This is a genomic window from Roseiterribacter gracilis (assembly GCA_018332375.1).
Classification (GTDB): Bacteria; Pseudomonadota; Alphaproteobacteria; order BOG-932; family Roseiterribacteraceae; genus Roseiterribacter; species Roseiterribacter gracilis.
Genome location: BOPV01000001.1, coordinates 3839263 through 3865273, shown reverse-complemented (window position 1 = coordinate 3865273; position 26011 = coordinate 3839263). Strand labels below are relative to the sequence as shown.

The window sequence follows — 26011 nt, the reverse complement described above, 5'->3', positions numbered from 1 at the left end:
CGACAGGCGCCTGGCATCCAACTACTTCCTTCGTCGCTATGACCCCCGGTGCACGCCTCCAAACCACGATCGAACTGCTCGACCTTGTCGGCGCGGAGCCGCGCCCGGCCGACGCGACGGTTTCCCAGTTTTTCCGCAATCGGCGCTTTATTGGCGCCAAAGATCGGGCCGACATCGCCCAGGCGGTCTATCGCGCACTGCGGCGCCGCGCGCGGCTGGGCTGGTGGCTCGGCCGATATGAACATCCTGCAACTGCGCGCGCAGTTGCGATCGCCGACCAGATTGCCGGCGAAGGTCGCGACGCCGACGCCGTCGCCGGCCTGTTCAACGGCGGCAAGTTTGCGCCCATGCCGCTCGATGACGGCGAACGCAAATTGGTACGACAGCTGGCCGGCCACACGCTCGATCATCCGGACATGCCCGACGCGGTGCGCGTCGAAGTCCCCGCATGGGCAGAGCCAAGCTTGCGCGCAACCTTGGGCTCGCGGTTCGCGGTTGAAGCGGCGGCGTTGATCCCGGCGGCGTCGATCGACCTGCGCGTCAACGCGTTGAAGACGACGCGCGAAGCGGCGAGCAAGCAACTCATCGCCGACGGCATTCAGGTTTCACCGACGCCGTTGTCGCCGTTCGGTCTGCGCGTCGTCGGTCGTCCGTCGATCATGGCGCACCCGCTCTATCGCGACGGCGCGATCGAAATTCAGGACGAAGGTTCGCAGCTGGTTGCACTGCTGGTCGGCGCGCAACCCGGCCATCAAGTCGTCGATTTGTGCGCCGGTGCAGGCGGCAAGACCTTGGCGATGGCCGCGTCGATGGAAAACAAAGGCCGCGTGATCGCCACCGACGTGCTCGACGGACGGTTGCAGCGCGCCAAGCTGCGGTTCCGTCGTGCCGGCGCGCACAATATCGAAACGCGTGCCATCACCGGCGAAACCGATCCCTGGATCAAACGGCACAAGCAACGGTTCGACCGCGTGCTTGTCGACGCGCCGTGCACCGGCACGGGCACGTGGCGCCGCAACCCCGACATGCGCTGGCGCCAGCTTGGTCCCGGTCTCGAGACGCTGGTGCCGTTGCAAGCGCGCTTGCTCGACAGCGCCGCAAGGCTGGTGAAGCCAGGCGGACGCCTCGCCTACGCGACCTGCTCGATGCTGATCGACGAGAACGCGGCGCAGATCGAAGGTTTCCTGGCGCGCAATCCCGGCTTCCGCGTCGTGCCGCTCAGCGAGCTGTGGCCCGCAACCGTCGGCGGCACGCCGCCGCGCAACGAACCCTATCTGTCGCTGACGCCGGCACAGGACGACACGGACGGGTTCTTCACCGCCGTCGTCGAACGCAATCCAGCCGTTACTGTTGATGAAGCTGCGACCAGCGACGACTGACGACGCGGCTGCAATCGCTGCGATCGAAGTCGACAACTATCAGCACGTCTATCGCGACCACATTCCCGCGTCGTGGCTGGCGCAGCAGACGGTCGAGAAATACGTGCCGTGGTGGCGCGAACGGTTATTGGCGCCGGTCGGTGATGCCGAAGTGCTGCTCGCGCTCGATGACAACGGAACAATTGTCGGCTTTGGGCGATCCGGCGCCGATCGGCACGGGCCTGCCGACGGTGCCGGCGAATTCCAGAAACTCTATGTCGCGCGCAACACACAAGGTCGCGGCGTCGGCCGCGCGTTGCTGGGCGCGATGGCGAAGCGGCTGCACGATCGTGGCTATGGCCATGCGCGCGTCTGGGTGCTGACGGGCAATCAACCAGCCTGCCGATTTTACGAGCGGTTGGGCGGCGTGCTTGTCGACATCACCCATGAAGAAGTACTCGACGCGTCCGGTCCTGCCGCCGGTCATGTGCTGACACATGTCGGGTACTGCTGGCGCGATCTCGCAGAGTTGTACAAACTCCGCCCGTCATGAGTGTGCTCATCCGTCCCGCTGGCCCGGCCGACGCCGAAGACGTCGCCCGCGTCCAGTATTTGTCCTGGCGTTCGACCTATGACGGGTTGCTGACGCCGCGTTCGCTGGCCCGAGTCGGTTCGATGTGGGGTGCCGCGCACTGGCGCGCGACGCTCGAACGGGTCGACGACGTGGTCGTGCCGCTCGTGGTTGAGAACAAGCATCACGGTATTGTCGGTTTTGCCACCTGCGGTCGGCAGCGCGGCCGCGTCCCGTTTTATGCAGGCGAAGTCTACACGCTCTATCTGCTGCCGACGGCGCAGGGGCGCGGCTATGGCACGCAGCTGATGGTCGCGATGGCGCGGGTGATGATGGCCCGCGATCTGCGTTCGGCAATGGTATGGGCGCTTTCGACCAACCATGTTGCACGCCGTTTCTACGAACGTCTGGGCGGCCGACCGATCGGCGACCGCACCGGGCGTCTCTTCGGCGAGCGCGTTCCGGAAGCAGCCTATGGCTGGCCGGACCTCGCGGTGCTCGCCTGGATGCAGCCCCAGAAATAATCGCCTGCTGATGACGACAGGTCTGTGGACGATCCTGCTGCTGGTCGGATCGAACCTGTTCATGACGTTCGCCTGGTACGGACATCTGAAGTTCGGCGACCGGCCGTTGTGGCTGGTCATCGCTGTGTCCTGGGGCATCGCCTTCTTTGAATATTGCCTGCAGGTGCCCGCCAACCGGATCGGCTACCACGTCTTCACCGCCGGCCAGCTCAAGACGATCCAGGAAGTCGTCACCCTGCTCGTCTTCGCCGGCTTCTCGGTCCTCTATCTCGGCGAGGCGCTGACCTGGCGCCACCTCGGAGCGTTTACCTGCCTTGTCGGGGCGGTGCTGTTCATGTTCGCCGACAAGCTGTAAGCACCCCGGGCATGGCCGAACAAATCCATGCCGACCGCATCCTCATTCTCGATTTTGGCAGCCAGGTCACACAGTTGATCGCCAGGCGCCTGCGCGAATCGGGCGTCTACTGCGAAATCATTCCATTCAATGCCGACGAGGCGCGCATCCGCGCCTTCAAGCCCAAAGGCGTGATCCTGTCGGGTGGGCCGGCTTCGGTCCTCGACAAGGACGCGCCACTGCCGACGCCGGCCGTGTACGAGCTTGGCGTGCCGGTGTTCGGCATCTGCTACGGCCAGCAGGCGATGTGCCTGCAGCTGGGCGGCAAGGTCGAACCGGGCGAGACGCGCGAATTCGGCCGTGCCTTCGTCGATATGCGTGAAGCCAGCACGATCGCGCAGGGCGATTGGAAACCGGGCGAACGCCAGCAAGTCTGGATGAGCCACGGCGACCGGGTCACTGCGCTACCGCCCGGATTCAAAGTCGTCGGCAACAGCGAAGGTGCGCCCTACGCCTTCGTCACCGACGAGAAGCGCAAACTCTACGGCGTGCAGTTTCATCCCGAAGTCGTGCACACGCCGCACGGCGCAGAGCTCTATCGCGCCTTCACGCACGACATCTGCGGCTGCAAGGGCGATTGGACGATGGCTGCGTACAAAACGCAGGCGATCGAAAAACTACGCCAACAGATCGGCAAAGGCCGCGTCATTTGCGGCCTGTCGGGCGGCGTCGACAGCGCGGTCACGGCAGTGCTGTTGCACGAAGCGATCGGCAGCCAGCTGACTTGCATCTTCGTCGATACCGGCATGATGCGTGCGGGCGAAGCCGACGAAGTCGTCACTCTGTTCCGCGACCACTACAACATCCCGCTGGTGCATGTGGATGCGGGCAAGCAGTTCCTCGACAAGCTGGCGGGCGTCACCGATCCCGAAACCAAGCGCAAAACCATCGGCGGCTTGTTCATCGACGTGTTCGACGCCGAAGCGTCGAAGCTCGGCGGCGCCGATTTCCTGGCGCAGGGCACGCTTTATCCCGACGTGATCGAAAGCGTCAGCTTCACCGGCGGTCCGTCGGTGACGATCAAGAGCCATCACAATGTCGGCGGCCTGCCCGCGCGCATGAAGCTCAAGCTCGTCGAACCGTTGCGCGAGCTGTTCAAAGACGAGGTGCGTGCGCTGGGTCGCGAACTTGGTTTGCCCGACGTGTTCGTCGGTCGTCATCCCTTCCCGGGTCCGGGTCTCGCCATTCGTATTCCGGGCGACATCACGTTCGAGAAGCTGGAAATTCTGCGCAAAGCCGATCGCATTTATCTTGAAGAGATCCGCAACGCCGGCCTCTACGACGCGATCTGGCAGGCTTTCGCAGTGTTGTTGCCGGTGAAGACGGTGGGCGTGATGGGCGACGGCCGGACCTATGACAATGTCTGCGCGCTGCGCGCGGTCACCTCGACCGACGGCATGACCGCCGATTACTTCCCGTTCAGCCACGAATTCCTCGGCCGCGCCGCAACGCGCATCATCAACGAAGTGCGCGGCATCAATCGCGTCGTCTACGACATCACGTCGAAGCCGCCGGGAACGATTGAGTGGGAGTGAAGCCCACCCTGCAGCGATAGGAAACCGATGCGATTTGCGGCTGCGTTTCTCGGACTGGTGCTCGCGCTCTTCGCGACGCAGCCGACAAACGCGGACGCCGAAATCGCATTGTCGCGCGCCGAAGCGCCGTTGAACGGACCGTGGGCGTTTCGGTTTGGTGACGATCCGCGCTTCGCGTCGGCGCAATTGGACGATCGCGCGTGGGAACGTGTCGATCTTACGCCGCCGCCCGGCGCACATGACGGCGACGTCGGTCTGCCTGGCTACGTTCCAGGTTGGTCGGCGCGCGGTCATGCCGGACGTTGGGGACATGCCTGGTACCGGCTCCATGTTCGGTGGAGCGTGCCTGTCGGCACGACGCCGGTGCTGCTTGGACCGACGCTCGTGGACGGCGCGTACGAGATTTACTGGAACGGCAAGCGCATTGGCGGCATCGGCGACTTCACTGCAACGCCGCCACGCGTCTATGCGGTGCGCCCGCAACTGTTTCAGCTCGGCGAAACGGAGGCGTCCGGCGAAGGCGTGCTCGCGATTCACGTCTATCTGCCGCAAGAACTGGCCGACGATCCCGAAGGCGGCGGCATCCATGTCGCGCCGATCCTGGCGGAACCAACTGCAGGCGCTGCGCGCCACGTGGCGCAATGGTGGAAGACCTTCTGGGGCTATGTCGTCGATCTCGTCGAGCCGTTGGCGTTGCTGAGCCTGGCGCTGTTCGCGCTGTCGCTTTGGCGATTTGCGCGCAGCGATCGGTTTGTGCCCTTCGCCGCTGCGTCCGTTGCCGCCATCGCCGCGTCGCGCATCAACCAGCCGCTCTTCTATTGGACCGACATCGAAAGCCTGCAGACGGTCATCATCGCGCGCTACGTCATCTTCAATCCGCTTGCGGTCGTCTTGTGGGTCATCGCCTGCAATCGCTTTGCCGGACGGTCGGATCGCCGGATCGACGCTGCTGCATGCCTGCTCGGTGTTGTGGCCGGCATCGCTGCGTATCCCGGATTCAACGCCCAGCTTCTGCAGTCAGCGGCGCGTGTTGCGCTGTTGGCGCTGTTCGGCTGGTCGGTCGTGTCCGTCGCGCGCGTCGCGCACCTGCGGCTGCTGGCGCTGGCGACGATGCTGGTGATGGCGGTTGCGTTGTTCCCGGCCGAGCTGTCGGCGATCGGCGTGCAGGGAATCTGGTTTCCCTACGGCGTCGGCGTATCGCGTACCCAATACGCCCTGGCGCTCGTGATCCCGCTTCTCGGCCTGTTGCTGCACCGGCGCGTTTGTCCGGCGCCACAAAAACTTCGGCACGATGTCGATCGCTAGCCGGCTCGCTCGTCGTGCCAGTGACAGGCCACGACGGCCCGCCAACCCAGGAGACCGACAATGCGCGTGATGGTGTTTGTGAAGGCGACGAGCGACAGCGAAAAAGGCTTCAACCCCCGCGATCCCTGGACCGCCGAATGCATGGTGGCAATGGGCAAGTTCAACGAGGAACTGCAAGCGGCCGGCATTCTGCGCATGGGCGACGGGCTGACGCCGTCGTCACAAGGCAAGCGCGTTGCGTTCGACGGTGCTAAGCGCCTCGTCATCGACGGGCCATTCGCCGAAACCAAAGAACTGGTCGCAGGCTTCTGGCTCTGGGACGTGAAAGACATGGACGAGGCCGTCGCCTGGGTGAAGCGTTGCCCCAACCCCATGCCGGGCCCGAGCGAGATCGAAATCCGGCCGCTCTACGAGCTGGACGATTTTACGTGATCGATGAAGGCGCGGAGTTTCGGCGTCACATGTCGCTGGTCGGGATAGTAGAGAAACACGCCCGGCGACATGGTCGCGAACTTCGCCAGCACCTGCACGAGTCTGCCGGATTTGAGCGGCGACGCGGCGACCGGCTCCGGCACCTGCGCCAGCCCCACGCCTTCGATCGCTGCGCCGAGCATGGTTGGAATGTCGTGCGCAATGAACGGCCCTGACACGGCAATCTCGATGGCACGACCGGCATCGTTGAACGACCAGGTCGCAAGCGCACCGCTCGACCGCCGCAGGCGCAAACATGCGTGTTGCCGCAAGTCGTCGGGATGCGCGATGCGATCGTTGCCGGCGAGATAGTCCGGGCTGCCGACGACGACGTAGCGAAATGGTTTGGTCATCGGGACCACAACCATGTCGGCGTCGATGAACTGTCCCATCCGGATTCCGGCATCGAACCCTTCGGCCGCAATGTCGACGAGCGTTTCGCTTGCGGCGATCTCGACTTCGACTTCGGGACAGGTCCGGCAGAAAGACGCGATCAGCGGCTCCAACAGGATCGGCACGACCGCGCGCGGCACGGAAAGGCGCAAACGACCGGCCGGTCGCTGGCCATATTCGCGCGCTGCTTGGGTGGCAGCGACCAGCTCTTCGAACGCGGGCTTGGCGCGCGCGAGAAACTGTTCGCCCGCTTCGGTCAGTCCGACGCTGCGCGTCGTGCGAATGAACAGCGGCGCACCGATCCGTTCTTCCAAGTGCCGCACGATCTGGCTGATCGCCGACGGCGTGACGCCCAACTCTGCCGCCGCTTTGCGGAACGAGCGATGTTGCGCGACGCGCAAGAACGCTTCGACGCCGTCGAGTGCGCCATGCCGGACTGTGAAGTTCTGCTTCATGACGTATCGACTTTATCGCGGATAGTCGCGCGCGGGGAGCCTGCCTACATCGCAACAGATCTACGACAGGAACCTGAAAGCGAACTTGCAATGACCGACGTACTTCTGGACGTGCGCGATCACTATCACGCGATTGGGCTGGTCGAGCGGCTGAAAGCCGTTCTGCCACCCGAAGATCAACCGCTAACGCCCAAACAGCTTGGCGCGGTCGATCAGTTTCATACGCGCGGGCTTGCGGCAACGGTCGAACTCGCCGAATTAGCTGGCGTGACAGCCGACATGTCGGTGCTGGACGTCGGTTCGGGCATCGGCGGTCCGGCACGCTTTCTGGCAGCGGCCTATGGCTGCCGCGTAACTGGCATCGATCTCAGCGAGCCGTTCGTCGAAGCCGCGCGCTACCTGACCCAACGCACAAAGCAGGCCGCGCACGTGTCATTCGAGACGGGCAGCGCACTCGAACTTCCGTTTCGTGACGACCAGTTTGACGCCGCGTTCTTGCAGCATGTCGCGATGAACATCGCCGATCGCGAACGTATGTACGCGGAGATTCGCCGCGTACTGAAACCAGGCGGCAAGTTCGCGACCTACGACATCGTGTCGAACGGCAGCGAGCCCTACTATCCGTTGCCTTGGGCGCGCACGCCGGCCACCAGCGTTCTGCGCACCGCCGATGCAACACGCGCTGCGATCGCCGCGGCCCAGTTTCGCCCGCTGACCTGGCAGGATGACACCGAAGCCGCAAAAGCCTGGATCACCGGATTGCGCGCATCGAGTCCACCGCCCTCACCGAACCTCAGTGTCGTGATGGGGCCGGACTTCGCGCAGATGATGAACAATCTCGGGCGCAGCCTGTTGGAAGGCAAACTTGGGCTTCTCAGCGCCGTGTTCGAGGCCGCCTGATGTCGACGCAGCTCTTGTTTCGGATCCATCTCGTCTGCGGCTATGTCGCGTGGCTGCTGGTGTTCAGCACCTACGTCCTGCCATGGTTCAAATCGACGGACCGCATCAACGCGCATCGCGCCATCGCAACCTTGCACAGCTTCCGCTTCTTCGGACTTGTCTTTCTCGTGCCCGGCGTCGTCAGCCCCGACCTGCCCGCACCTTTCGCAACCGCAGCCGCGTATGGCGACTTCGCCACCGGCATTCTGGCGATGCTGGCGCTTCTTACGATCCGGATACGCCCGCTATTCTGGTCGTTCGTCGTCGCCTTCAACGTGGTCGGAATCGCCGACCTGTTGATCGACTACACGCTTGCGACCCAGCTCGGCGTTCCGGCAAGCGCGGGCCAATTGGGCGCCACCTACGCGATCCCGATCCTCTACGTGCCGGCGCTGATGATTACGCACGTGATGGCGTTCTATCTGCTGCTGCGTTCGCCGGTGCGAACGGCAAATGCCTAGGCGCTGCGCGCCTTCCGCCGTGTCTCGAGATCTTTGCGCCAACGCGATCTGAGTTCGGCCGGACGCGCGTCGTAGCGTTGGTCGAGAAATTCCGCGCCGGCGATCCGGTCGGTGCGGAAATGGCGGAAGTCTTTGCGCAGCTCGCACCAGGCCGCGAGCAAGCGCACCGCGTCGGCATAGCCGATGATCACCGGCCACACGACGCGCTGGCTCTCTTTCGCTTGTTCGTCTTGGTACGCAATGCGGATCTTGCGGCCACTGCGAATCCATTCGCGCGTGCGCGCGAGATCGAGCCCGTCGGGCGCAACGTTGCGTCCGGGCGGCGCACCGATCGCGGGCTCGGCGATGTAGGGACGCAACCGTTCGGGCACCGAGGTCGTGATCTTTGCGATCAGATCGCGCGCGGCGGCGGCCAGCACCGGATCGCCGCGCCCCGCGACCCATTGCGCACCCAAGACAGCGGCTTCGAGTTCGTCGGGCGTCAGCATCAGCGGCGGCATGTCGAAGTCACGCGCCAGCACGTAACCCAGCCCGGCCTCGCCGCAGATGGGAACGCGCTGTCCGATCAGGTCGGCAATATCGCGATAGACCGAACGTGTAGAGATCTCCAATTCCTGGGCCAGCATCTCGGCCGTGATGGGCGCGCGCGACCGCCGCAGGATCTGGATGATCTGAAACAACCGGTCAGCGCGACGCATCCTTAAGCTCTCCCTCCTGACATCATGCTGTCAGTAGCCCCTCTGTACCTCTGTCCTGCCACAACGACCAACGAAGGCAGGAACTGTCCCTCATGATCACGCTGTATCACGCGCCCCAATCCCGCTCGTCGCGCATCATCTGGTTTCTGGAAGAGCTGCAACAGCCCTACGAAATCCGCCCGGTGTCGATCTTCCGTCCGATGACGGGGGAGGGATCGCCCGATGCCGCCAATCCGCATCCCGACAAGCGCGTGCCAGTCGTCGTCCATGACGGCGCCGTGCTGGCAGAGTCGATTGCGATCTTCCTCTATCTGACCGACGCGTTTCCCGACGCTGGCCTTGGCCCCGACGCGGGCAACAAAGCGCGCGGCGACTATCTGACCTGGCTGACCTGGTACGCAGCCGAGATGGAGCCCGCGATGTTCCTCAGCTTCGGCAACGAACTCGACGTGCCGATGAAAAAGCGCCGCTACGACGCCGCCGTGCAGCGTATCGAACAGGCGCTGGCGAACGGCCCCTACATGCTGGGCGACCGTTTCACGAGCATCGATCTGATCGTCGCCAGCGCGCTCGATTTCGGTCGCAAAGCCTTCCCGCCCAGCGCAGCGATCGATGCCTATATCGAACGCTGCAAGACGCGCCCTGCGTGCGTCCGCGCGATCGCGTTGGATAGCGCGTCCGGGGTACAGCGCCTGGCTGCGTAACTGCGGATGCGCCGCGCCTGGCTACGCATGCGCGTGGTCGGGCGTGCGCTCAACCCAGCTTCTGTTTGAGAAAATCCCAGGTCCGCCCGTTCGCAAGCGCGGCCGCTTCGGCGTTGTAATGCGTGCCGCCATGGCGGGAGAAAGCGTGGTTGCAACCCGCGTACGAATAGATCTGCACGTTCGGTCTGTTCGCCAGCGCGGCTTTGATCGCGGCCTGCGCGTCTTTGGAAATGAATTCATCCTCATCGGCCAGATGCATCAGCAACGGCGCGGCGAGCGCGGACGCTTCGCCCAGATATTTCTCGGTGTCGCCGCCGTGATAGGCGACGACTGCGTCGACCTTGGATCGTGCCGCGGTGAGATAGGCCATCAGGCCGCCGAGACAGTAGCCCATCACTGCGACCTTGCCGGTGCAGCCCGGCAGTCGCGACGCGGCGGCGATGGTCGCGGCGACGTCGCCAACGCCGGCGTCGCGATCGTAGGCCATGTACAGGCCAAGGCCGGTTTTCCAATCGGCCTCGGACGTCACGCTGAGATCGACGCCCGGGCTCTGCCGCCAGAACAGATCCGGCGCGACCGCGAGAAAGCCTTTGCCCGCAAGCTCGTCGCAGGTTTGCCGGATGTCGGCGTTCACGCCGAACACTTCGTGCAGCACCACGACGGCGGGCGCCGGCGCGCTGGCTGGTCGCGCGACATAGGCGCGAAAGCCGTCGCTGATCGTGATGTATTCGCCCATCGCCCCACTCCATCGGTCCGAGCGCAACGTGACGAGCGACGCTCGTCCTGTCTTGGACCGATGGCGTGGTTTTGGACTGTTCGCGCCAGCTAGCAGGCTGGATTGCGCGATTGGGCCGCCTTCCGGCGCCACAACGCAATCAAATGCAATTGGTCGCAACCGCCGTGCAGAAATTTCTGCACGCGCGCGACGACAGTGTTAACGCGCCGGTTTCCAGCCGCTCTTGGCGACGAATTGTTTCGGGTCGCGCAGGTCGAAAATCTCTTTGAGCGCCGCCCGCTTGTCGCGCGCATGCGCGTAGTAGCTCTTCACGATGCGGTATCCGACCCAATAGCCAAGATCGCCCGGATGGTCGGTGTCGCCGGGGCCGTTATACATCCAGGCAGAAAGATCGGTTTTGTCCTGGTCGCGCACGAAAGCGCGTTCGATCGCTGCCTCTTTGCCTTTGGTCGCGGCCTTGTGCTGGTAGTTGCCGACATCGCCCGAAATCAGCTCGGCGATGAATTCGGCCGCACCTTCCATCAATGACATGCGCAAAACGGTTGCGTCGGGCTGGCCGGGTTCGAGCGCCTGCTGCGCGTCGGATTGTTGGATATGGCCGTATTCGTGCGCGACGTTGTGCACGAACCGGTCTTCGATATTGGGATCCATGAAATCGGCGGCGCATAAAGCTTCGAGTCCGATCGTGACGCCCGCCGGGCTGGTGATGCCGACCGGCCGCCCGCGCCCGACGACGATTGTCACCGGCGGAAATTTCGCGGCTGGATATACCGACGCGAGTTTCGCGAAGGCGACCGTCAGCCGTTGCGACACGGCCGGCAGCACCGCAAGACAGCGTCTGGCATCGGCGTAGGTCGCGGGGCTGGCCGCCATCTTCTCGGCGATGCGCGCGCCGGTGACATTGCGTGCCTTGGCGAATTCCTGCAGCGCCGGCGTTCCCGTCACAACATACTGGTCGAGCTGCTCGACCGTCGGATGCGCGCTCGTCGCTTCGTAGAGTTGGTAGAATCGCGTCACGTCGGTGGTGACGATCTCGGGCGCTGCCGCCGCGGCGGCGGACGCAGTCTGCAACACCAGGATTGCGGCGACTGCGCCGAACGACGATGCCCGCATGCTTTACCGCGCCTTGGTCGACTCGATCAGATTGTCGCGCAACGCTACGACCGACTGCTGCAGGGTCGCAAATTCATCGGGCGCGAGGCGCGTTGCGGGAACGAGATTGTTGCCGATGCCGACTTCGCCCAACTGCTTGCCTTTGTCGGTGAGGCTGACCACGACCTGCCGCTCGTCGGCGGCGGCGCGACGACGGGTGACGAAACCCATCACTTCGAGTTTCTTCAGGATTGGCGTCAGCGTGTTGGATTCAAGAAACAGTTTCTCACCCAGGCTGCTGACGGTCTGGTCGTCCTCTTCCCACAGCGCCACCAGCGCAATGTATTGCGTGTAGGTGAGACCAATCTTGTCGAGGATCGGCTTGTAGGCCCGGCCAAAGGCGAGGTTCGCCGAATAGACGGCGAAGCACAGAAAGTTCGACAGCTTCCGGGCCGGCTTTTTCTGCGAGGTTTTCGACGTCATCTCGTTTCCCCTTGCGGGCCTGCATATCCGGCCGCCTGCCAAATATATATCGTATACGATTAAATCGGAAGGGTTGACTCTCCTCTCCGACGGCCTTAGATCAATCGCGTACGATCTAATCGTGTCCGATTAGAAACCCTCGCAGGCCAAGGAGGCCGTCATGAGCAAGATCGAGAAAGTCCTCTACACCGCCAAAACCCACGCCGTCGGCGCCCGCAGCGGCACCGCCCGCAGCGACGACGGCCAGCTCGACGTCAAATTCTCCCCGCCCGGCAGCCCGACGCCCGGCACCAACCCGGAACAGATGTTCGCGGCCGGCTGGTCGGCTTGTTTCATGGGCGCGATGGGTCGCGCCGCGTCCAAGCTGCAGGTCAAGCTGCCGGCCGACCTTGCGATCGATGCTGAAATCGATCTGGGTACGACCAACGACGAATTCTTCCTGCAAGCACGCCTGAATATCAGCGCGCCCGGACTGCCGCGTGAAGTCACGCAGGCCGTCGTCGAAGCGGCACATCAGATCTGCCCGTATTCGAAGGCAACGCGCGGCAATATCGACGTCACGCTCAACGTAGTTTGAGGAAAGAACGATGACCGACTCCATCAACCTGCAACGGCGGCGCCTGTTTGGCGCCGCCGCCACGACCTTCGCCGCGGCGCAGATCGGCTTGATCGGCGTGGCGCATGCGCAAAGCACTGCACCAAAGAAACCGCCGGCCTCGTTCGGCGCGCTGAAACAGGTCAATGCCGGCACGCTCAATGTCGGCTACGCGGAAGCAGGTCCGGCCAATGGACCGGTCGTCATTCTTCTCCACGGCTGGCCGTACGATATTCACGCCTTTGTCGAGGTGGCACCGCTGCTGGCGAAGGCGGGATATCGCGTCATCGTTCCGCATCTGCGCGGTCACGGCACGACGCGGTTTCTGTCCGACGCGACGCCGCGCAACGGTGAGCAGGCCGTCGTTGCGATCGACATCATCGCATTGATGGACGCGCTCAAGATCGACAAGGCGACCCTCGGCGCCTTCGACTGGGGCGCACGTACCGCCAACATTATCGCGGCACTTTGGCCCGAACGCGTCAAAGGCCTCGTTTCCGTCAGCGGCTATCTGATCGGCAGCCAGGAAGGCAATAAAATGCCGTTGCCGCCCAAAGCCGAATTCGAGTGGTGGTACCAGTTCTATTTCGCGACCGAACGCGGCCGTCTCGGCTACGACAAATACCGGCGCGATTTTTCCAAGCTGATCTGGCAGCTCGCTTCGCCGAAATGGAAGTTCGACGATGCGACATTCGAACGTTCGGCTGCATCGTTCGACAATCCGGATCACGTCGCCATCGTGATTCACAATTATCGCTGGCGGCTCGGCCTTGCCGACGGCGAGGCGCAATATGCCGAGCTGGAACAGAAGCTGGCACTGGCCCCGGCAATCGCGGTGCCGACCATTACGATGGAAGGCGACGCCAATGGCGCACCGCATCCCGATCCCAGCGCCTATCGCGCCAAATTCACCGGTAAATACGAACACCGCCTGATCCGCGGTGGCATCGGTCACAATCTTCCGCAGGAAGCGCCGCGCGAATTTGCGCAAGCAGTGATCGACGTCGACAAATTCTGATCTGCAACGGGCGTCACGGGCCAGGTGCCGTGACGCCCGTGTCGCGACTTATTTCTTGGCCGGCAGGCCGAGCACGATGCGCTCGATCCGGTCGGCGACTTTGCCCGCACCGACATCCTTGCCCAGCGCATTCGCCAGCACGACGACGGTGATGTGATCCTTGGGGAATTCCGACAGGTGCGAATTGAAGCCTGGGATGCCACCGCCATGATCGACTTTGTCGTGGCCGCCCTTCTTCGAAATCATCAGCCCGTAGCCATATTCCTTGCCGGAATCCTCGTCATCCTTCATGCCGAGTTTGGCATAGAGCGCCGCCATCGCCTTGGCGGTGTTCTCACCGGTATTCAGCTTGCCCGGCGCCAGCATCTCCTGCAGCGACGCAGGCTTCAGCACCTTGCCGCCGTAGAGCGCCGCATTCCACTTCACGAGGTCGCTCGCTGACGAACGCAGCGATCCGGCTGCGCCCGGAATCGTCAAAGACAGATACGAGGCATTGCTGAATTTGCCCGGCGCAGTCGCGGAATAACCGGCAGCGCGACCGGGAACGATTTCGGCCTCGTCGTCGAAGGCGGTGTGCGTCATGCCCAGCGGCTTGAACAGGCGCGCCTGCAGCAAATCGGGCAGCTTCTGCTCCGACGCTTTCTCAATCACGCCGCCGAGAATGAAATAGGCCGAGTTGCTGTAGTACCAGTCGGCGCCCGGTTCGAAGTCCTGCACCTTCGGCATCTTGGCGATGTAGGTCACCATCTCATCGGTGGTGCGCTTGATCATGCCGTCATTTAGAAACGGCGGGTCGTCGGTGTAGCTGTGAATGCCCGACGTGTGATGCAGCATCTGCTTCAGCGTGATGTCGCCGGCACGCGGGAAGTCCGGATAATATTTGGACAGCTTGTCGTCGAGCGACAGCTTGCCCTCTTCCTGCAGCAGCAGCAGCAGAACAGCGGTGAACTGCTTGGTAGTCGAGCCAATGCGGAACACGTTCTCGTTATTGACCGGAACCTTCAGCTCCAGATTGGCGAAGCCATAGCCCTTCACCAACACCGGCTTGCCGTCCTTGAAGACGGCGACTTGCAGGCCGGCGCTTTCGCCTGCCGCGACTGCAGCCGCCGCCGTTTTATCGATCGCAACGGCGACCGACGTCGCGTCGGCAGCGAAGGCGGGCGCCTGCAGTGCCAACGGCGCCAGCACGGTTGCAGCGACCAAGAACCGATTTCCCAAATGCATCTCGAACTCCCTCAACTTCGCAAAAGTCAGTTATTTGACTTCGGCGGTTTGCTTCTTCTCGGCCGGCAGACCCAGCGCCAGCCGTTCGATCTTCGGAACGATCTTGGCGGTGCCGACGTCCTTGCCGATCGTGTTGGCCAGAACGACGACGGTGACGTGATCCTTGGGGAATTCGGTCAGCATCGAGCTGAAACCGAAGATGCCGCCACCGTGGTTGATCTTCTCGTGCCCTTCTTCGTCGGACATTTGCAGCGCGTAGCCATATTCGCGCTTGCGCGGCGGCGGCGCGTCCTTGGCAGCATCCGGCCGCTTCATCGCAGCGCTGCTATTCTCACCATTGTTCAGTTTGCCGGGTGACGTCATCGCTTCGAAGGAAGCCGGCTTCAGAATCTTTCCGCCGAACAGAGCAGCGTTCCACTTCGCCAGATCGGTCGCCGACGAGCGCATCGACCCGGCGCCGCCGGGAATCGTCATCGAGAGATAGGCGGCATTGGCAAACTTGCCCGGCGCGGTGGCCGAATAGCCGGCGACGCGGCCCGCTACGACCTCGGCTTCGTCATCGAGCGCCGTGTGCGTCATGCCCAGCGGCACGAACAGACGCGTCTTGAGTACGTCGGCGAGCGGCTTGCCCGCGGCTTTCTCGACCACGCCGCCAAGAATGAAATAGGCCGAGTTGCTGTAACGCCAGCCCGTGCCCGGATCAAAGTCCGACGTCTTGGGCAACTTGGCAATGAACGTCACCATCTCGTCGCTGGTGCGCTTGATCATGCCGTCTTTGGCGAAGCTGGGATCGTCGGTGTAGTTCGAGATGCCCGACGTATGATTGAGCATTTGCTTCAGCGTGATGTCGGCGGCGCGCGGAAAATCGGGATAGTATTTGGACAGCTTGTCGTCGAGCGACAGCTTGCCCTCTTCCTGCAGCAGCAACAGTGCGACGGCGGTGAACTGCTTGGTCACCGAACCGATGCGGAAGACGCTGTCGTTGGTGACCGGCGTTTTCAGTTCGAGACTGCCGACGCCGTAGCCCTTCACCAGCAGCGGCTTGCCGTCTTTGTAGACCGCGACCTGCAGGCCCGCGCTTTCGCCGGCAGCGACCGCGGCCGCGGCCGCTTTGTCGATCGCAGCCGAGATCGACGCTGCGTCGGCGGCAAAGGACGGCGCGTGCCAGACCAGTGGCGCCGCGACGGCAACTGCAACCAAAAACCGATTCATCGAATGCTCTCCCTGCGCTGATTTCGCAGCCAGGCAGACGGCGAATCCAAATCCTGTCAATTGAGGGAATGCTTACAGCGACGCGTGTCGTAGCGGCGGCTTGAAAGGTACCAACCTGTCGGCGCGCCTGGCCGTGTCCACGCAACTTCCTTACGGGACGCCGAAACTGAGACTCGAGAAGATCGTCTCGAAATCCACGTCGCGATCCGACGGCCGCGTCCAAATCACGTTGAGCAGCCAGCGTCCCCGCGCCGGCATTGTGAAATAGGCGCGCCCATCTTTGTCGGTGCGCTGTGTCTCGAACGGCGTCTCGTCGTGATCGAGATCGGTGAACTTGACCAACGCACCCGACAAGGGCGCGCCGGCATAGATGACGCGCACGGGCAATCGGTCCGCACGAACCGCGTCGTACGGATTGCGCTCGGGCACGATTTCCAGCGGCAAACCAACCGGCGCCAGAACGTTCGTGGTTGCGTCCGAACCGTTCTGCACCATCGCCTTGGCGACGCGGCTATAGCGCTCCGCGCCATCCACCTGCATCCGTCCGGTGCGGCGACGCAGCTCCAAGGCCGGCGTCAGCCCTTCGACCTCGAGATAGTCATTGAAACGCAGCGCCGGCAGATGACTGCGCGCATTGTCGTCGGTTTGCAGCACCAGCAGATGCGTGCCGGACGTTGCCGGCGCGAAGACCGTGTCGGGCGCCAAGCGGCCGGTCGTGCCGTCAGGTGCGATTGCATCGAAGCGCAGAATGCGCCGAAGCGCGATCGGCGAACGTTGGCGATCGGGACCATGCCCGACCTGCAACGTCACGGTCGTTGCAGCTTGCGGTCGGAAGTCGTCGGGCTGCACCCAGAAATCATGCGCAGTCGCCGGCGACGCGCACCACAAAGCGGCAATCCACAGGCATCGCTTCATTGCAGATGATCCAACCATGCAGCCGGCGTTTCGTGCAGCAGATGCAGCAGCGCGGCGAGGATTGCGACTGCGAGCAGCCAGCTCGCAATCGTCGCCGCGGCGACAATCGAGGTTCGCTTCATGACGTCACCGCGACGTAGAGAAACCAGCAACCGGCAAAGCTGAACAGCGCGCCCAGGCTGCGCGTGAGCAGTGCGCCGTGGCGCGAATTGTTGAGCAGGCCGATCGAAATGCCGGCCACATGCAGCAGCCCGGTCGCAAGCACGAAGCCGGCGCTGTAGCCGATCGGATCGGTCGCCGAAGGAAGTTCGATCCCGTGCGTGTAGCCGTGAAAGATCGCAAACACGGCGACGATCATCATCGCGAGCCACACCGGTGCGCGCCAACCAAGCGCGATCGCACCGCCCAGCACCAACACCGACAGCGCGACGCCAAGCTCGGCGGGCGGCAGCGCCACGCCCAGCATGCCAAGCGCGGCACCGCAGACCATCAACAGCGGAAACAGAATCGGCAGCGCGTAGATCAACGGACGGCCCAGAAACGCGCCCCAAAGCCCGACCGACACCATCGCCAGCACGTGATCGAATCCGGTCAGCGGGTGAATGAGCCCGTAGTGGAATCCGCCCGGCAGATTTGCGCCGCTATGCGCGGCGGCCGGTGCAGCGAACAACAAGGCTGCGAAGGTTACCTTGTATCTCATGGCTGCGACGCCGCATTCGCTGCTGCCGGCGCAGCGAGAAACGGAAACACAGTGTCGGAATGATCGCGATCGTCGCGATGGACGCCGTCATCGACACCGACCAGCCGGCCCATGACCAATAGCGAGCGGTAGACATTGACCGCGTCATAGTTCGGCGTGCGGCCGCCGCAATCGCGCGCGAATTTCTGCTGGCCGGCACGCGCCGCCAATTCGACCGCAAAGAGCTGCGTGCAGCGCGACGACGCGGCGTTGACCCACAGCCGGTCGTCGGCAAGCAGCTGCGCCATCGCACGATAGCGATTGCGCGACTTGGATCCGGCTGCGAGCAGCTGGTTGCCGCACACGCCGTCGAACCCGTCATAGAGCGCGAGGCCTTTTTCGATCTCCGGCACGAACTTCGCCGCATCGGCGGGCGTCGCTGCGTTGAAGTCTTCTTTCATCGCGTCGCTGATCTCGTCGGCGGCGACGGTTCCCAGCAGCGCATTCCCGGTTAGCGGCCGTCCCGCACGATCGATCTGGCGCGTGGCGCCGACCGTCGCGGCCCAGACACCCAGCGTCTTGCCGCCTTTGGTGACGACGTCGAGATCGATCGCAACGACGATCGCTGCGACTTTCCAGCCTTCGAGAAAATTGACCGCGGCGTGCCCGTTGGTGTGATGCCACTTGTCCAGAATCTCGCGCGACGTCGCTTTTGAGAATGCAGGGCACGCGGCGCGGTCGAGTTTCGCGCCCGCTTTCAGCGCCGCGTCAGCGACGTTGTAGGCGTCGCGCGTGCCGCGGACATTGTTGAAGAACGGATCGTCGCGCACGCCCGCAAAGACGCGGAAGGAACGACCGCGCAAACCGTCCGACCGGTCTGCGTCGCCGCGCACCTCGTCGTCGCCGACCTTGCAGGACGTCACGCCGGCGGCGGGAAAGCGGCAGACGATCTCGGTCGTAGCACTGGTCTTGCCGAAGGCGCGGCCGCTATCGACATGAAACACGTAATCGACGCGGTCCGAGAAGGCGCGCCCGACGATCGTCATCACCAGGTTCAGTTGCTTTCCATCGGCTGACGTCCAGGCATAGAGATCGCCGATGTCGGTGCGCGGATCGGCGATCACGGTCGGGGAATCGAGATGGTCCGACGCTCGCCCGGGGCCGGTCAGCAGAAGGCCAAGAAAAATTGCGCCCAGATGTCGAGTTCGGTGCATGGCGTTCGTCTCCAGTATGAGACGCGGAGAAAGCCCCACACCGGCCGCAGCCGCTGTCAGATTCTTTAGCGATTTGCCGGCGCCCCGGCGCGGGCAGGCTGAACCGTGCTATAGGAGTTCCGTGAGCGACTTTCACAGCCATCTTCTGCTGCGCACCAAGACGATCGAGATTCGCGACGTCGTCTGCACCGGCACGTGCCGGCACAAAAGCGACGAAGAGTGCGCCTTCTCCACCCATCTCGTGTTCCCGTATCGCGGCGTCTATATGCGCCATGTCGGACGCGAGGAGGTGGTGGCGGAAGCGAACCAGCTCGTCTTGTTCAACGCCGACGAGAGCTATCACATCAGCCATCCGGTCGAAGGCGGCGACGCATGTTTGTCGTTCTCGATCGAGGACGCGCTGCTGCGCGAGCTGGCACCGAAAGACCTCGTGCATGGCAACGATGCAGCGCGCTTTCACAACCAGCGTCTGCGCATCGATCCGCGCGCCCAGGCGCTGGTCGCGCTGCTGCGCCACGGCCTGTCGAACAACGCAGTCGAACCGCTGGAAGGCGAAACGCTGGCGCTGACCTTGATCCGCCGCGCATTGGGCGAAACGACGTCGCACGCAGCGCGTGGCAGCTTCAGCAAGCAGAAGCTGGTCGATCGCGCCAAGCTGGTTCTGGCCTCCGACCTGGCGCGTCGTTGGACTCTGGCCGACATCGCGAGCGAAGTCGGCGTGTCCCCCGTCTATCTGACGCAGGTGTTCCAGCAAGTCGAAGCCGTGCCGCTCTATCGCTATCAACTGCAGCTGCGCCTGGCGCGCGCGCTGGATCTGTTGGGCGCGTGTGAGGACCTGACCGCACTTGCGCTCGACCTCGGCTTCTCCAGCCACAGCCATTTCAGCTCGTCCTTCAAGCGCATCTACGGACGCAGCCCGGCCGAGTTTCAGCGCGCGGCGCATCTTCGCTAAAGAACTTGAAAGCGGCCGACGGGCCGAACGCGCTTTTCTGTCTCCACCCGAGCACGGGTGAACCAAGGAGACAGACCTCATGGCCAAGAAAACCTGCGCTGCCTGCGACTACGAACTCGACGCCAACGCGATCAGCGTCGAGCTGGGCGGCAAGACTGTCGAAGTCTGCTGCCAGGAATGCGCCACCCAACTCAAAGAAGCACATGCCGGCGCCGCGCGGGCCGGCTGAAATGGAGCAACGATGAACGAGCTTTTTCCGCGTTACGCCGTGTCGGCACTGGCCGGTTCACGACGCCGCGCACGACCGATGCCATCGGTCCGGCGGATCAGAGAAGACGAGCTACGCATTCGTCTGATCCGGATCTTCTGACGCGTTGCCAGGAACTGGCTGCGCGAGCTGCTTCGCGGTCAGGGTGCGACTACGCGCCCTGACCGCTGCCATCCTGGTCGCTTCCGGCAAGACAAAGGCGGTTCCACCAAGCATGATCCGCGCCTTGCATTGTCTGGAGTGACGAGATGGACCAAGCGTTGAAAGCCGTCGTGCTGGTTGGAAGCCTGCGCAAAGAATCGTTCACGCGGAAAATCGCGGTGGCGATGCGCAAGCTGGCGCCGCCGACGCTTGCCTGCGAGATCGTCGAGATCGGCGACCTGCCGCTCTACAACGAAGACCTCGAAGCGAACCCGCCTGCTGCCTGGGTGAAGTTTCGCGATGCGGTGCGCGGCGCCAACGCGGTTCTGTTCGCAACGCCGGAATATAACCGGTCGATCCCCGGCTGTTTGAAGAACGCGATCGATGTCGGCTCGCGCCCCTACGGCAAAAGCGTGTTCGGCGGCAAAGCGGGCGCCGTGGTCAGCGTTTCGCCAGGTGCGCTGGGCGGCTTTGGCGCCAACGTCGCGCTGCGCAACACACTGGTCTTTCTCGACGTGCTGACCTTGCAGCAACCGGAAGCCTATATCGGCAACGTCAAAGACCTGCTCGACGACAAGGGCGACCTCAAACTCGACGCAACCAAAGTCTTTCTCACCAAGTTCATGACCGCGTTCGCCGACTGGACGAAGACGATCGCTACGCGCTGACCGCCTGCAGAAACCGATCGAGCGCGATGTTGCGGCCGCAGAGCACGACCGCAACTTTCTTCCCGCGATAGGCGTCGGCGCGCTCGATCAACCCCGCCAATGCGACGCCGGCCGCGCCTTCGACGATCCAATGTTCGGCGTCGGCGATGTGGCGCATCGCAGCCGCAATCTCGGCCTCGCTGACCGTGACGGTTTCGTCGATCACGCGCTGGCACACTGGAAACGTCACCGAGCCCGGTTCGATTGCACCCGCCGTTCCGTCCGACAGCGTGTCCTGTTCGGCGACGTCGATGATTGCGCCCGCTTCCAATGCGCGCAGCAGGCAGGCGGAGTTCGCGGGCCAGACACCGACGATGCGCGTCTTGGGCGACAGTTGTTTCAGCGCCGTGCCGGTGCCGCCGATCAAGCCGCCGCCACCGGTTGCGATAAAGACTGCGTCGAGATCGGGCGCTTGCTCTGCCAGCTCGACGCCCAACGTTCCCTGTCCCGCCATGATGTCTTCGTCGTTGTAGGGCGAAACATAGAGCTTGCCGATTTCGGCCGCGTGTTTGCGCGCCTGCAGCTCCGCTTCGATTGGCGGCCCGTCGATTTGCACCAAGGTGGCGCCGCGCGCGCGAATCGCGTCGGTTTTGGTTTTGGCCGCCGCAGACGACACGAAGACCGTGACGTTCACGCCAGCCGCTGCACCTGCACACGCCAGCGCCTGGCCATGATTGCCGGTCGACGCGGTAATCACGCCGTCGCGGCGGGCCACGGCGTTCAAGGTTCGAATCTTGTTCGTCGCACCGCGAATCTTGAACGAACCGGTCGGTTGCAGATGTTCCTGCTTGAACCAAAGCTCACAGCCGAACAGCGCCGACAACGACGCGCTGCGCACCAGCGGCGTCACCGGTACGTCCGGTCGAATCGCGGCATGGGCTGCAAGGATCCTGTCAAACAACGCAGCCATCTTCTCGTCCCTTCCAGCATCGAGCGGCAGACGCTAAAGCAGAGGCCAATCATGGGGGAAGCATGACGACCGATATCGAAGTCGCTCGTACTGTCACGCTGAAAAAGATTGGCGAGATCGCCGACAAAGCTGGCATTCCTGCCGAATCGGTTTTCACCCATGGCCGGCATCTAGCGAAGCTCGACCTTGACTATGTCGAGCAGCTGCGCGGCAAACCCGACGGTCATCTCATTCTCGTCACCGCGATCAATCCGACGCCGCCCGGTGAAGGCAAGACGACGACGACGATCGGGCTCGGCGATGCGCTGAACCGGATTGGCAAGCGCGCGGTGGTTGCGCTGCGCGAGCCGTCGCTGGGTCCGGTGTTCGGGCGCAAAGGCGGTGCGACCGGCGGCGGACGCGCGCAAGTCGCGCCGATGGAAGCGATCAACCTGCATTTCACCGGCGACTTCCACGCCATCACCGCCGCACACAATCTGCTCGCGGCGATGCTCGACAACCACATCTATTGGGGCAACGCGCTCGACATCGATCTGCGCGCCATCACCTGGCGCCGCGTCGCCGACGTCAATGACCGCGCGCTACGCAAGATCACGATCGGACTCGGCGAAGGCGAAAACGGTTTGCCGCGCGAAACCGGTTTCGACATCACGGTCGCATCCGAAGTGATGGCGATCCTGTGCCTGGCCGACGATCTGGTCGATCTGCAGGCGCGGCTCGCGCGCATCGTCGTTGCGCGCAAACGCGACGGCACGCCGGTGACGGCCGGTGATCTGCAAGCCGCGGGCGCGATGGCGGCACTGTTACGCGATGCGATCCAACCAAATCTGGTGCAGACGCTCGAACACAATCCGGTGCTGGTGCATGGCGGCCCGTTCGCCAACATCGCCCATGGCTGCAATTCGGTGATTGCGACGCGCACCGCGATGAAGCTCGGCGACTTCGCCGTCACCGAGGCCGGATTCGGTGCCGATCTTGGCGCCGAGAAATTCTTCGACATTAAATGCCGCAGCGCCGGCCTGACGCCGTCGGCAGTGGTGATCGTCGCGACCTTGCGCGCGCTCAAATATCAAGGCGGCGCGCCGCTCAAAAACGTGACCGAACCGAACGCCGAGATTCTGGCACGCGGTCTCGCCTCGCTGGGCCGGCATATTGAGAACATGCAACGCTACGGCGTGCCCGTCGTGGTCGGCATCAATCACTTTGCCGGCGACACCGACGCCGAACATGCGCAGTTGGCAAAATTCTGCGCCGACAAATTCGGCGTCAAAGCCATCGTGTGCCGCCACTGGGCCAAGGGCAGTGCAGGCGCCGAAGAGCTGGCGCACGAAGTCGTGGCGCTGACGCAGAAGACATCGAACTTCGCGCCGCTCTACGCGCTGGACCTGCCGCTCAAAGACAAAATCGAAACCATCGCACGCTCGATCTATCACGCCGGCGGCATCGCTCTGTCGGCGCGCGCGGAAAAAGACCTGGCGCGGTTCGAGCGCGAAGGCTGGAACAACTTGCCCGTCTGCATCGCCAAGACGCCCTATTCGTTTTCCGCCGACGAGACGCTGCTGGGCGCGCCTGAGGGTCATATTTTGCCGGTGCGCGAAGTGCGTCTGTCGGCCGGCGCGGGCTTCGTCGTCGCGATTTGCGGGAACGTCATGACCATGCCGGGCCTGCCGCGCGCACCCAGCGCCAATCTCATTCATCTCGACGCACACGGACGTATCGAGGGCCTGTTCTGATGCCGACCATCATGTACGGAATCAAAAACTGCGACACGATCAAGAAGGCGCGCGCTTGGCTTGACGCGCACAACGTTAAATACGGATTCCACGACTACAAAGCCGCAGGGATCGAGGCTGCGAAACTTGAGTCCTGGGCCAAGAAAGTCAGTTGGGAAATTCTGCTCAACCGCAGCGGCACGACGTTTCGCGCCTTGCCCGACAAGGACAAAGAAGGCCTGACCGAAAAGAAAGCGATCGCGCTGATGCTGGCGCAGCCGTCGATGATTAAACGACCGGTGTTGGAAAGCGGCGGCAAACTGCTCGTCGGATTCAAACCCGACGATTACGCGAAGCTGTTCGCTTAAAGCGCAACGCGCGATTTGAAGCCGCCGAAGATCATGCGCTTGGCGTCGAACGGTCGATCTTCGGGCGCCATCTGCAAGCGCGGATCCGCCATGACGCGTTTCATCACCCGGTCGCGATCGGCGCGCGATTTGTAGGTGATCCAGGAGAAGACGACGACTTCGTCTTTCTTCAATTCGACCGCGCGCGTGAACGACGTCTGCTTGCCCACCGGCACGTCGTCGCCGACACATTCGACACATTGCAGCGCGCCGTATTCGCGCCAGACCTTGGCCGCCTTGCGCGCGAATTTGAGATAGGTGTCGAGCTTCTTCTTCGGCACCGGGACGACAAACCCATCGACATAGAACGGCATGCGCGGCCTCCCTGGCGTGTATGGGCCGACCGGCCCGGTGAGGATCTAGGCGCATGTCCCTAGGACGTGGCTAGGACCGCGTTCGGCCGGTTGGTCTGGTGCCAATTGGCCACAATCGGAACGCCCCTGCATTTGTCCGTGGATCGGAAACCGTCGAACGGCGTTTGCTGCTTCACGTCGGCCGTCTGGCTGCGGTGTTTGCCCCGCGCGACATCGCCTCTCGTGGCCGATTTTGACCTGCGGTGATCTCGGGGAAGCAGCCTCGAAAGGGGCGGAATCGCTGGGATTTTATGCGTACAGCGGATTTACAGCGCGGGTTGAGTCGTTTATTGAAACCAGGAGAAGCCTAACCACAGGCCGACCTGACCCATAACCGCTTGAGAAGAAGAGGAAATTACACATGACGACCATCACCCGTAAGATCGGCGCCGGCATGTTCGCGGTCGCTTGCACCGCGCTGGTCGCGGCCTGCTCGCAGACCACTGACACGACCACGACTGCCAAGCTGAGCAAGGACGTGTCGGACGCGAAGATGGCCGCTGAAAGCGCTGCGAAGAGCGCCGCTCAGGCTGCTGACGCCGCGAAGGCCGCGCAGCAAGCTGCTGAAGCGAACGCCCGCGCCGGTCGCTCGTCGATGCGCAAGTAATGATCAGCGATTTGGGACGCTCACGCGTCCCTCATCGCGTGATCTGAACCGGATATCCTTTCCGGTCTTTGGCCGCCTGCCGGACCGCTTCCCAGTCGATACGATTGGAAGCGGACCCGGCGGCGGCCAAAATGTTTTTGAGGAACCCATCAGGCAGCGCGTAGGTGAAGCGGCCATCCGCTTCGACTTCATCGGCCTGCTTTGAATCCGGGTGAATCTCCAGCCACAGCTGATCGTTCAGCCACGCCGCTTTGATCGACTGGTTGACGGCGGTGACTTTGGTGCCGACCGGCACGCGCGGAAACACCGACGCGATGTCTTCGGGATACATGCGGATGCAACCACGCGACGCCTGGCGTCCGATGCCCATCCAATTGTTGGTCCCGTGAATCAGATACGAGCGCCAGCCGAGATACATCGCGTATTCGCCGAGCGGATTGTCGGGGCCCGGCCCAACCGCGGCTGACAGATACGGCTTGTCCTTGCGCGTACCTTCAGTCGGATACCAGGTCGGCTTTTCTTGTTTGCGCACGACCGTCGTCGAACCGCGCGGCGTCTCTTTGCCTTCGCGCCCGATCCCGATCGGATGGGTTTCGACCGAACCGTCGTGATACCAGTACATGCGCATCTCGCCGACATTGACGACGATGCCTTCATGCGCGGCGCCGGGAAGAATGTGCCAAGTCGGAATCACGACCTGCTTGCCCGCGCCTGGCACCCACGGATCGAGTCCGGGATTGGCCGCGATGATTTCGACGTAGCCCATGTTGAACTTGCGCGCGATCTCGGGGAGCGAGTCTTCGTACGCGGTCGTGTAGGTCTGCATCTGCCCGACGAAGCCCGAACCCAAGATCGGGTTCGCTGCCGCCGCCGGCGCCGCGACCTTCTCGGTCGGCGCTGCCACGGCTGGGTCCGCAGCCAGAATCCCAATCGAAATCAGTGCACTGGCGAACGTAGTTGTGTTAACCATACCGCAAG

At 63.2% G+C, this 26011-nt stretch carries 33 protein-coding genes; 19 read left to right on the top strand and 14 right to left on the bottom strand.

Features of this window, described 5'->3' with window-relative positions:
• The first annotated feature begins 38 nt into the window (after positions 1–38).
• Genes TMPK1_RS19275 through TMPK1_RS19245 form a run of 7 tightly spaced genes read left to right on the top strand, consistent with a single transcriptional unit; the run spans position 39 to position 6119 of the window.
• Complete coding sequence (locus tag TMPK1_RS19275) at positions 39–1379, top strand: RsmB/NOP family class I SAM-dependent RNA methyltransferase (protein ID WP_420245116.1); 1341 nt, start codon at positions 39–41, stop codon at positions 1377–1379.
• Positions 1354–1911, top strand: a complete 558-nt coding sequence (locus TMPK1_RS19270; protein WP_420245114.1) for a GNAT family N-acetyltransferase — start codon at positions 1354–1356, stop codon at positions 1909–1911. The genes TMPK1_RS19275 and TMPK1_RS19270 overlap by 26 nt, the downstream gene beginning before the upstream one ends.
• The gene (locus TMPK1_RS19265) at positions 1908–2453 is read left to right on the top strand and encodes a GNAT family N-acetyltransferase (RefSeq protein ID WP_420245112.1); all 546 of its coding nucleotides are present in this window, start codon (positions 1908–1910) and stop codon (positions 2451–2453) included. Before TMPK1_RS19270 ends, TMPK1_RS19265 begins: the two co-directional genes overlap by 4 nt.
• Before the next feature lie 10 nt (positions 2454–2463).
• A complete protein-coding gene (locus TMPK1_RS19260; RefSeq protein WP_420245109.1) occupies positions 2464–2808 on the top strand; it encodes a DMT family protein in 345 nt (114 codons plus the stop codon).
• An 11-nt stretch (positions 2809–2819) separates the two neighbouring features.
• The gene (gene guaA, locus TMPK1_RS19255; protein WP_420245108.1) at positions 2820–4382 is read left to right on the top strand and encodes a glutamine-hydrolyzing GMP synthase; all 1563 of its coding nucleotides are present in this window, start codon (positions 2820–2822) and stop codon (positions 4380–4382) included.
• A gap of 27 nt (positions 4383–4409) precedes the next feature.
• Entirely contained in the window at positions 4410–5687 is a 1278-nt protein-coding gene (locus tag TMPK1_RS19250; protein ID WP_420245106.1) for a glycoside hydrolase family 2 protein, read from the top strand.
• Between the two features lie 60 nt (positions 5688–5747).
• The gene (locus tag TMPK1_RS19245; RefSeq protein WP_420245104.1) at positions 5748–6119 is read left to right on the top strand and encodes a YciI family protein; all 372 of its coding nucleotides are present in this window, start codon (positions 5748–5750) and stop codon (positions 6117–6119) included.
• Here TMPK1_RS19245 and TMPK1_RS19240 read toward each other — a convergent pair.
• Complete coding sequence (locus TMPK1_RS19240) at positions 6095–7006, bottom strand: LysR family transcriptional regulator (protein WP_420245103.1); 912 nt, start codon at positions 7004–7006, stop codon at positions 6095–6097. The genes TMPK1_RS19245 and TMPK1_RS19240 overlap by 25 nt on opposite strands.
• Before the next feature lie 90 nt (positions 7007–7096).
• On the opposite strand from TMPK1_RS19240, the gene TMPK1_RS19235 reads away from it, so the two are divergent.
• Together TMPK1_RS19235 and TMPK1_RS19230 are read left to right on the top strand one after the other, a co-directional pair.
• Positions 7097–7906 (top strand): class I SAM-dependent methyltransferase, encoded by an 810-nt coding sequence (locus tag TMPK1_RS19235; RefSeq protein WP_420245102.1) that lies wholly within the window; start codon positions 7097–7099, stop codon positions 7904–7906.
• Complete coding sequence (locus TMPK1_RS19230; protein ID WP_420245100.1) at positions 7906–8406, top strand: hypothetical protein; 501 nt, start codon at positions 7906–7908, stop codon at positions 8404–8406. The genes TMPK1_RS19235 and TMPK1_RS19230 overlap by 1 nt, the downstream gene beginning before the upstream one ends.
• Here the strand turns inward: TMPK1_RS19230 and TMPK1_RS19225 are convergent.
• Complete coding sequence (locus TMPK1_RS19225; protein WP_420245099.1) at positions 8403–9104, bottom strand: helix-turn-helix transcriptional regulator; 702 nt, start codon at positions 9102–9104, stop codon at positions 8403–8405. The two genes, TMPK1_RS19230 and TMPK1_RS19225, sit on opposite strands and share 4 nt — an antisense overlap.
• Positions 9105–9196: 92 nt before the next feature.
• On the opposite strand from TMPK1_RS19225, the gene TMPK1_RS19220 reads away from it, so the two are divergent.
• Complete coding sequence (locus tag TMPK1_RS19220) at positions 9197–9808, top strand: glutathione S-transferase family protein (protein WP_420245098.1); 612 nt, start codon at positions 9197–9199, stop codon at positions 9806–9808.
• A gap of 49 nt (positions 9809–9857) precedes the next feature.
• On the opposite strand, the gene TMPK1_RS19215 is transcribed toward TMPK1_RS19220, so the two are convergent.
• From TMPK1_RS19215 to TMPK1_RS19205, 3 genes are all read right to left on the bottom strand, one after another.
• Entirely contained in the window at positions 9858–10544 is a 687-nt protein-coding gene (locus tag TMPK1_RS19215) for a dienelactone hydrolase family protein (protein WP_420245097.1), read from the bottom strand.
• A 198-nt stretch (positions 10545–10742) separates the two neighbouring features.
• Positions 10743–11657 carry a gliding motility protein GldB-related protein gene (locus TMPK1_RS19210; protein WP_420245095.1) on the bottom strand — a complete coding sequence of 305 codons (915 nt, stop codon included), beginning with the start codon at positions 11655–11657 and terminating at the stop codon, positions 10743–10745.
• 3 nt (positions 11658–11660) lie between these two features.
• A complete protein-coding gene (locus tag TMPK1_RS19205; protein ID WP_420245094.1) occupies positions 11661–12119 on the bottom strand; it encodes a MarR family winged helix-turn-helix transcriptional regulator in 459 nt (152 codons plus the stop codon).
• Between the two features lie 160 nt (positions 12120–12279).
• Between TMPK1_RS19205 and TMPK1_RS19200 the strand changes: the two genes are divergently transcribed.
• Positions 12280–12696: an organic hydroperoxide resistance protein gene (locus TMPK1_RS19200; protein WP_420245092.1), complete on the top strand. Its 417-nt coding sequence runs from the start codon at positions 12280–12282 to the stop codon at positions 12694–12696.
• A gap of 10 nt (positions 12697–12706) precedes the next feature.
• Positions 12707–13732 (top strand): alpha/beta fold hydrolase, encoded by a 1026-nt coding sequence (locus tag TMPK1_RS19195; RefSeq protein WP_420245091.1) that lies wholly within the window; start codon positions 12707–12709, stop codon positions 13730–13732.
• 48 nt (positions 13733–13780) lie between these two features.
• Here the strand turns inward: TMPK1_RS19195 and TMPK1_RS19190 are convergent, their stop codons facing one another.
• The 6 genes from TMPK1_RS19190 to TMPK1_RS19165 all read right to left on the bottom strand — a co-directional run bounded on the left by TMPK1_RS19190 (position 13781) and on the right by TMPK1_RS19165 (position 18976).
• Positions 13781–14956 carry a serine hydrolase domain-containing protein gene (locus tag TMPK1_RS19190; RefSeq protein WP_420245090.1) on the bottom strand — a complete coding sequence of 392 codons (1176 nt, stop codon included), beginning with the start codon at positions 14954–14956 and terminating at the stop codon, positions 13781–13783.
• 30 nt (positions 14957–14986) lie between these two features.
• Positions 14987–16168 carry a serine hydrolase domain-containing protein gene (locus tag TMPK1_RS19185; protein WP_420245089.1) on the bottom strand — a complete coding sequence of 394 codons (1182 nt, stop codon included), beginning with the start codon at positions 16166–16168 and terminating at the stop codon, positions 14987–14989.
• Positions 16169–16318: 150 nt separating this feature from the next.
• On the bottom strand, positions 16319–17083 hold the full coding sequence (locus TMPK1_RS19180) for a DUF4198 domain-containing protein (RefSeq protein WP_420245088.1): 765 nt from the start codon (positions 17081–17083) through the stop codon (positions 16319–16321).
• Positions 17080–17205 (bottom strand): hypothetical protein, encoded by a 126-nt coding sequence (locus TMPK1_RS19175; protein WP_420245086.1) that lies wholly within the window; start codon positions 17203–17205, stop codon positions 17080–17082. Before TMPK1_RS19175 ends, TMPK1_RS19180 begins: the two co-directional genes overlap by 4 nt.
• The gene (locus TMPK1_RS19170) at positions 17202–17783 is read right to left on the bottom strand and encodes a HupE/UreJ family protein (RefSeq protein ID WP_420245084.1); all 582 of its coding nucleotides are present in this window, start codon (positions 17781–17783) and stop codon (positions 17202–17204) included. Before TMPK1_RS19170 ends, TMPK1_RS19175 begins: the two co-directional genes overlap by 4 nt.
• Positions 17780–18976 carry a DUF4331 family protein gene (locus tag TMPK1_RS19165; RefSeq protein ID WP_420245082.1) on the bottom strand — a complete coding sequence of 399 codons (1197 nt, stop codon included), beginning with the start codon at positions 18974–18976 and terminating at the stop codon, positions 17780–17782. Before TMPK1_RS19165 ends, TMPK1_RS19170 begins: the two co-directional genes overlap by 4 nt.
• Positions 18977–19097: 121 nt before the next feature.
• Between TMPK1_RS19165 and TMPK1_RS19160 the strand changes: the two genes are divergently transcribed.
• The 4 genes from TMPK1_RS19160 (at position 19098) to TMPK1_RS19145 (ending at position 21005) form a co-directional block, all read left to right on the top strand.
• Positions 19098–19928, top strand: a complete 831-nt coding sequence (locus tag TMPK1_RS19160; RefSeq protein WP_420245080.1) for a helix-turn-helix domain-containing protein — start codon at positions 19098–19100, stop codon at positions 19926–19928.
• 79 nt (positions 19929–20007) lie between these two features.
• The gene (locus TMPK1_RS19155) at positions 20008–20157 is read left to right on the top strand and encodes a hypothetical protein (protein ID WP_420245079.1); all 150 of its coding nucleotides are present in this window, start codon (positions 20008–20010) and stop codon (positions 20155–20157) included.
• Positions 20158–20169: 12 nt separating this feature from the next.
• Positions 20170–20298, top strand: a complete 129-nt coding sequence (locus TMPK1_RS19150) for a hypothetical protein (RefSeq protein WP_420245077.1) — start codon at positions 20170–20172, stop codon at positions 20296–20298.
• 146 nt (positions 20299–20444) lie between these two features.
• Positions 20445–21005, top strand: coding sequence for an NADPH-dependent FMN reductase (locus TMPK1_RS19145; RefSeq protein WP_420245076.1), 561 nt, complete (start codon positions 20445–20447; stop codon positions 21003–21005).
• Here TMPK1_RS19145 and TMPK1_RS19140 read toward each other — a convergent pair.
• Complete coding sequence (locus tag TMPK1_RS19140; protein WP_420245075.1) at positions 20995–21954, bottom strand: threonine/serine dehydratase; 960 nt, start codon at positions 21952–21954, stop codon at positions 20995–20997. The genes TMPK1_RS19145 and TMPK1_RS19140 overlap by 11 nt on opposite strands.
• 62 nt (positions 21955–22016) lie before the next feature.
• On the opposite strand from TMPK1_RS19140, the gene TMPK1_RS19135 reads away from it, so the two are divergent.
• Both TMPK1_RS19135 and TMPK1_RS19130 read left to right on the top strand, forming a co-directional pair.
• Positions 22017–23687, top strand: coding sequence for a formate--tetrahydrofolate ligase (locus TMPK1_RS19135; protein WP_420245073.1), 1671 nt, complete (start codon positions 22017–22019; stop codon positions 23685–23687).
• Positions 23687–24034, top strand: a complete 348-nt coding sequence (locus TMPK1_RS19130) for an ArsC family reductase (protein WP_420245072.1) — start codon at positions 23687–23689, stop codon at positions 24032–24034. The genes TMPK1_RS19135 and TMPK1_RS19130 overlap by 1 nt, the downstream gene beginning before the upstream one ends.
• Here the strand turns inward: TMPK1_RS19130 and TMPK1_RS19125 are convergent.
• Positions 24031–24387 (bottom strand): DUF1428 domain-containing protein, encoded by a 357-nt coding sequence (locus TMPK1_RS19125; RefSeq protein ID WP_420245070.1) that lies wholly within the window; start codon positions 24385–24387, stop codon positions 24031–24033. The genes TMPK1_RS19130 and TMPK1_RS19125 overlap by 4 nt on opposite strands.
• A gap of 400 nt (positions 24388–24787) precedes the next feature.
• Here TMPK1_RS19125 and TMPK1_RS19120 point away from each other — a divergent pair, with 400 nt between their 5' ends.
• On the top strand, positions 24788–25033 hold the full coding sequence (locus TMPK1_RS19120; RefSeq protein WP_420245068.1) for a hypothetical protein: 246 nt from the start codon (positions 24788–24790) through the stop codon (positions 25031–25033).
• 31 nt (positions 25034–25064) lie between these two features.
• On the opposite strand, the gene TMPK1_RS19115 is transcribed toward TMPK1_RS19120, so the two are convergent.
• A complete protein-coding gene (locus tag TMPK1_RS19115; protein WP_420245067.1) occupies positions 25065–25937 on the bottom strand; it encodes a L,D-transpeptidase family protein in 873 nt (290 codons plus the stop codon).
• Between the last annotated feature and the right edge of the window lie 74 nt (positions 25938–26011).

Coding starts and splice junctions, on each gene's coding strand:
- TMPK1_RS19275 (WP_420245116.1), top strand. CDS start 39: ATGACCCCCGGTGCACGCCTCCAAACCACGATCGAACTGCTCGACCTT.
- TMPK1_RS19135 (WP_420245073.1), top strand. CDS start 22,017: ATGACGACCGATATCGAAGTCGCTCGTACTGTCACGCTGAAAAAGATT.
- guaA (WP_420245108.1), top strand. CDS start 2,820: ATGGCCGAACAAATCCATGCCGACCGCATCCTCATTCTCGATTTTGGC.
- TMPK1_RS19210 (WP_420245095.1), bottom strand. CDS start 11,657: ATGCGGGCATCGTCGTTCGGCGCAGTCGCCGCAATCCTGGTGTTGCAG.
- TMPK1_RS19225 (WP_420245099.1), bottom strand. CDS start 9,104: ATGCGTCGCGCTGACCGGTTGTTTCAGATCATCCAGATCCTGCGGCGG.
- TMPK1_RS19195 (WP_420245091.1), top strand. CDS start 12,707: ATGACCGACTCCATCAACCTGCAACGGCGGCGCCTGTTTGGCGCCGCC.
- TMPK1_RS19260 (WP_420245109.1), top strand. CDS start 2,464: ATGACGACAGGTCTGTGGACGATCCTGCTGCTGGTCGGATCGAACCTG.
- TMPK1_RS19250 (WP_420245106.1), top strand. CDS start 4,410: ATGCGATTTGCGGCTGCGTTTCTCGGACTGGTGCTCGCGCTCTTCGCG.
- TMPK1_RS19235 (WP_420245102.1), top strand. CDS start 7,097: ATGACCGACGTACTTCTGGACGTGCGCGATCACTATCACGCGATTGGG.
- TMPK1_RS19230 (WP_420245100.1), top strand. CDS start 7,906: ATGTCGACGCAGCTCTTGTTTCGGATCCATCTCGTCTGCGGCTATGTC.
- TMPK1_RS19145 (WP_420245076.1), top strand. CDS start 20,445: ATGGACCAAGCGTTGAAAGCCGTCGTGCTGGTTGGAAGCCTGCGCAAA.
- TMPK1_RS19215 (WP_420245097.1), bottom strand. CDS start 10,544: ATGGGCGAATACATCACGATCAGCGACGGCTTTCGCGCCTATGTCGCG.
- TMPK1_RS19120 (WP_420245068.1), top strand. CDS start 24,788: ATGACGACCATCACCCGTAAGATCGGCGCCGGCATGTTCGCGGTCGCT.
- TMPK1_RS19245 (WP_420245104.1), top strand. CDS start 5,748: ATGCGCGTGATGGTGTTTGTGAAGGCGACGAGCGACAGCGAAAAAGGC.
- TMPK1_RS19190 (WP_420245090.1), bottom strand. CDS start 14,956: ATGCATTTGGGAAATCGGTTCTTGGTCGCTGCAACCGTGCTGGCGCCG.
- TMPK1_RS19270 (WP_420245114.1), top strand. CDS start 1,354: ATGAAGCTGCGACCAGCGACGACTGACGACGCGGCTGCAATCGCTGCG.
- TMPK1_RS19170 (WP_420245084.1), bottom strand. CDS start 17,783: ATGAGATACAAGGTAACCTTCGCAGCCTTGTTGTTCGCTGCACCGGCC.
- TMPK1_RS19130 (WP_420245072.1), top strand. CDS start 23,687: ATGCCGACCATCATGTACGGAATCAAAAACTGCGACACGATCAAGAAG.
- TMPK1_RS19125 (WP_420245070.1), bottom strand. CDS start 24,387: ATGCCGTTCTATGTCGATGGGTTTGTCGTCCCGGTGCCGAAGAAGAAG.
- TMPK1_RS19205 (WP_420245094.1), bottom strand. CDS start 12,119: ATGACGTCGAAAACCTCGCAGAAAAAGCCGGCCCGGAAGCTGTCGAAC.
- TMPK1_RS19220 (WP_420245098.1), top strand. CDS start 9,197: ATGATCACGCTGTATCACGCGCCCCAATCCCGCTCGTCGCGCATCATC.
- TMPK1_RS19155 (WP_420245079.1), top strand. CDS start 20,008: ATGGCCAAGAAAACCTGCGCTGCCTGCGACTACGAACTCGACGCCAAC.
- TMPK1_RS19240 (WP_420245103.1), bottom strand. CDS start 7,006: ATGAAGCAGAACTTCACAGTCCGGCATGGCGCACTCGACGGCGTCGAA.
- TMPK1_RS19265 (WP_420245112.1), top strand. CDS start 1,908: ATGAGTGTGCTCATCCGTCCCGCTGGCCCGGCCGACGCCGAAGACGTC.
- TMPK1_RS19180 (WP_420245088.1), bottom strand. CDS start 17,083: ATGAAGCGATGCCTGTGGATTGCCGCTTTGTGGTGCGCGTCGCCGGCG.
- TMPK1_RS19150 (WP_420245077.1), top strand. CDS start 20,170: ATGAACGAGCTTTTTCCGCGTTACGCCGTGTCGGCACTGGCCGGTTCA.
- TMPK1_RS19165 (WP_420245082.1), bottom strand. CDS start 18,976: ATGCACCGAACTCGACATCTGGGCGCAATTTTTCTTGGCCTTCTGCTG.
- TMPK1_RS19140 (WP_420245075.1), bottom strand. CDS start 21,954: ATGGCTGCGTTGTTTGACAGGATCCTTGCAGCCCATGCCGCGATTCGA.
- TMPK1_RS19175 (WP_420245086.1), bottom strand. CDS start 17,205: ATGAAGCGAACCTCGATTGTCGCCGCGGCGACGATTGCGAGCTGGCTG.
- TMPK1_RS19200 (WP_420245092.1), top strand. CDS start 12,280: ATGAGCAAGATCGAGAAAGTCCTCTACACCGCCAAAACCCACGCCGTC.
- TMPK1_RS19185 (WP_420245089.1), bottom strand. CDS start 16,168: ATGAATCGGTTTTTGGTTGCAGTTGCCGTCGCGGCGCCACTGGTCTGG.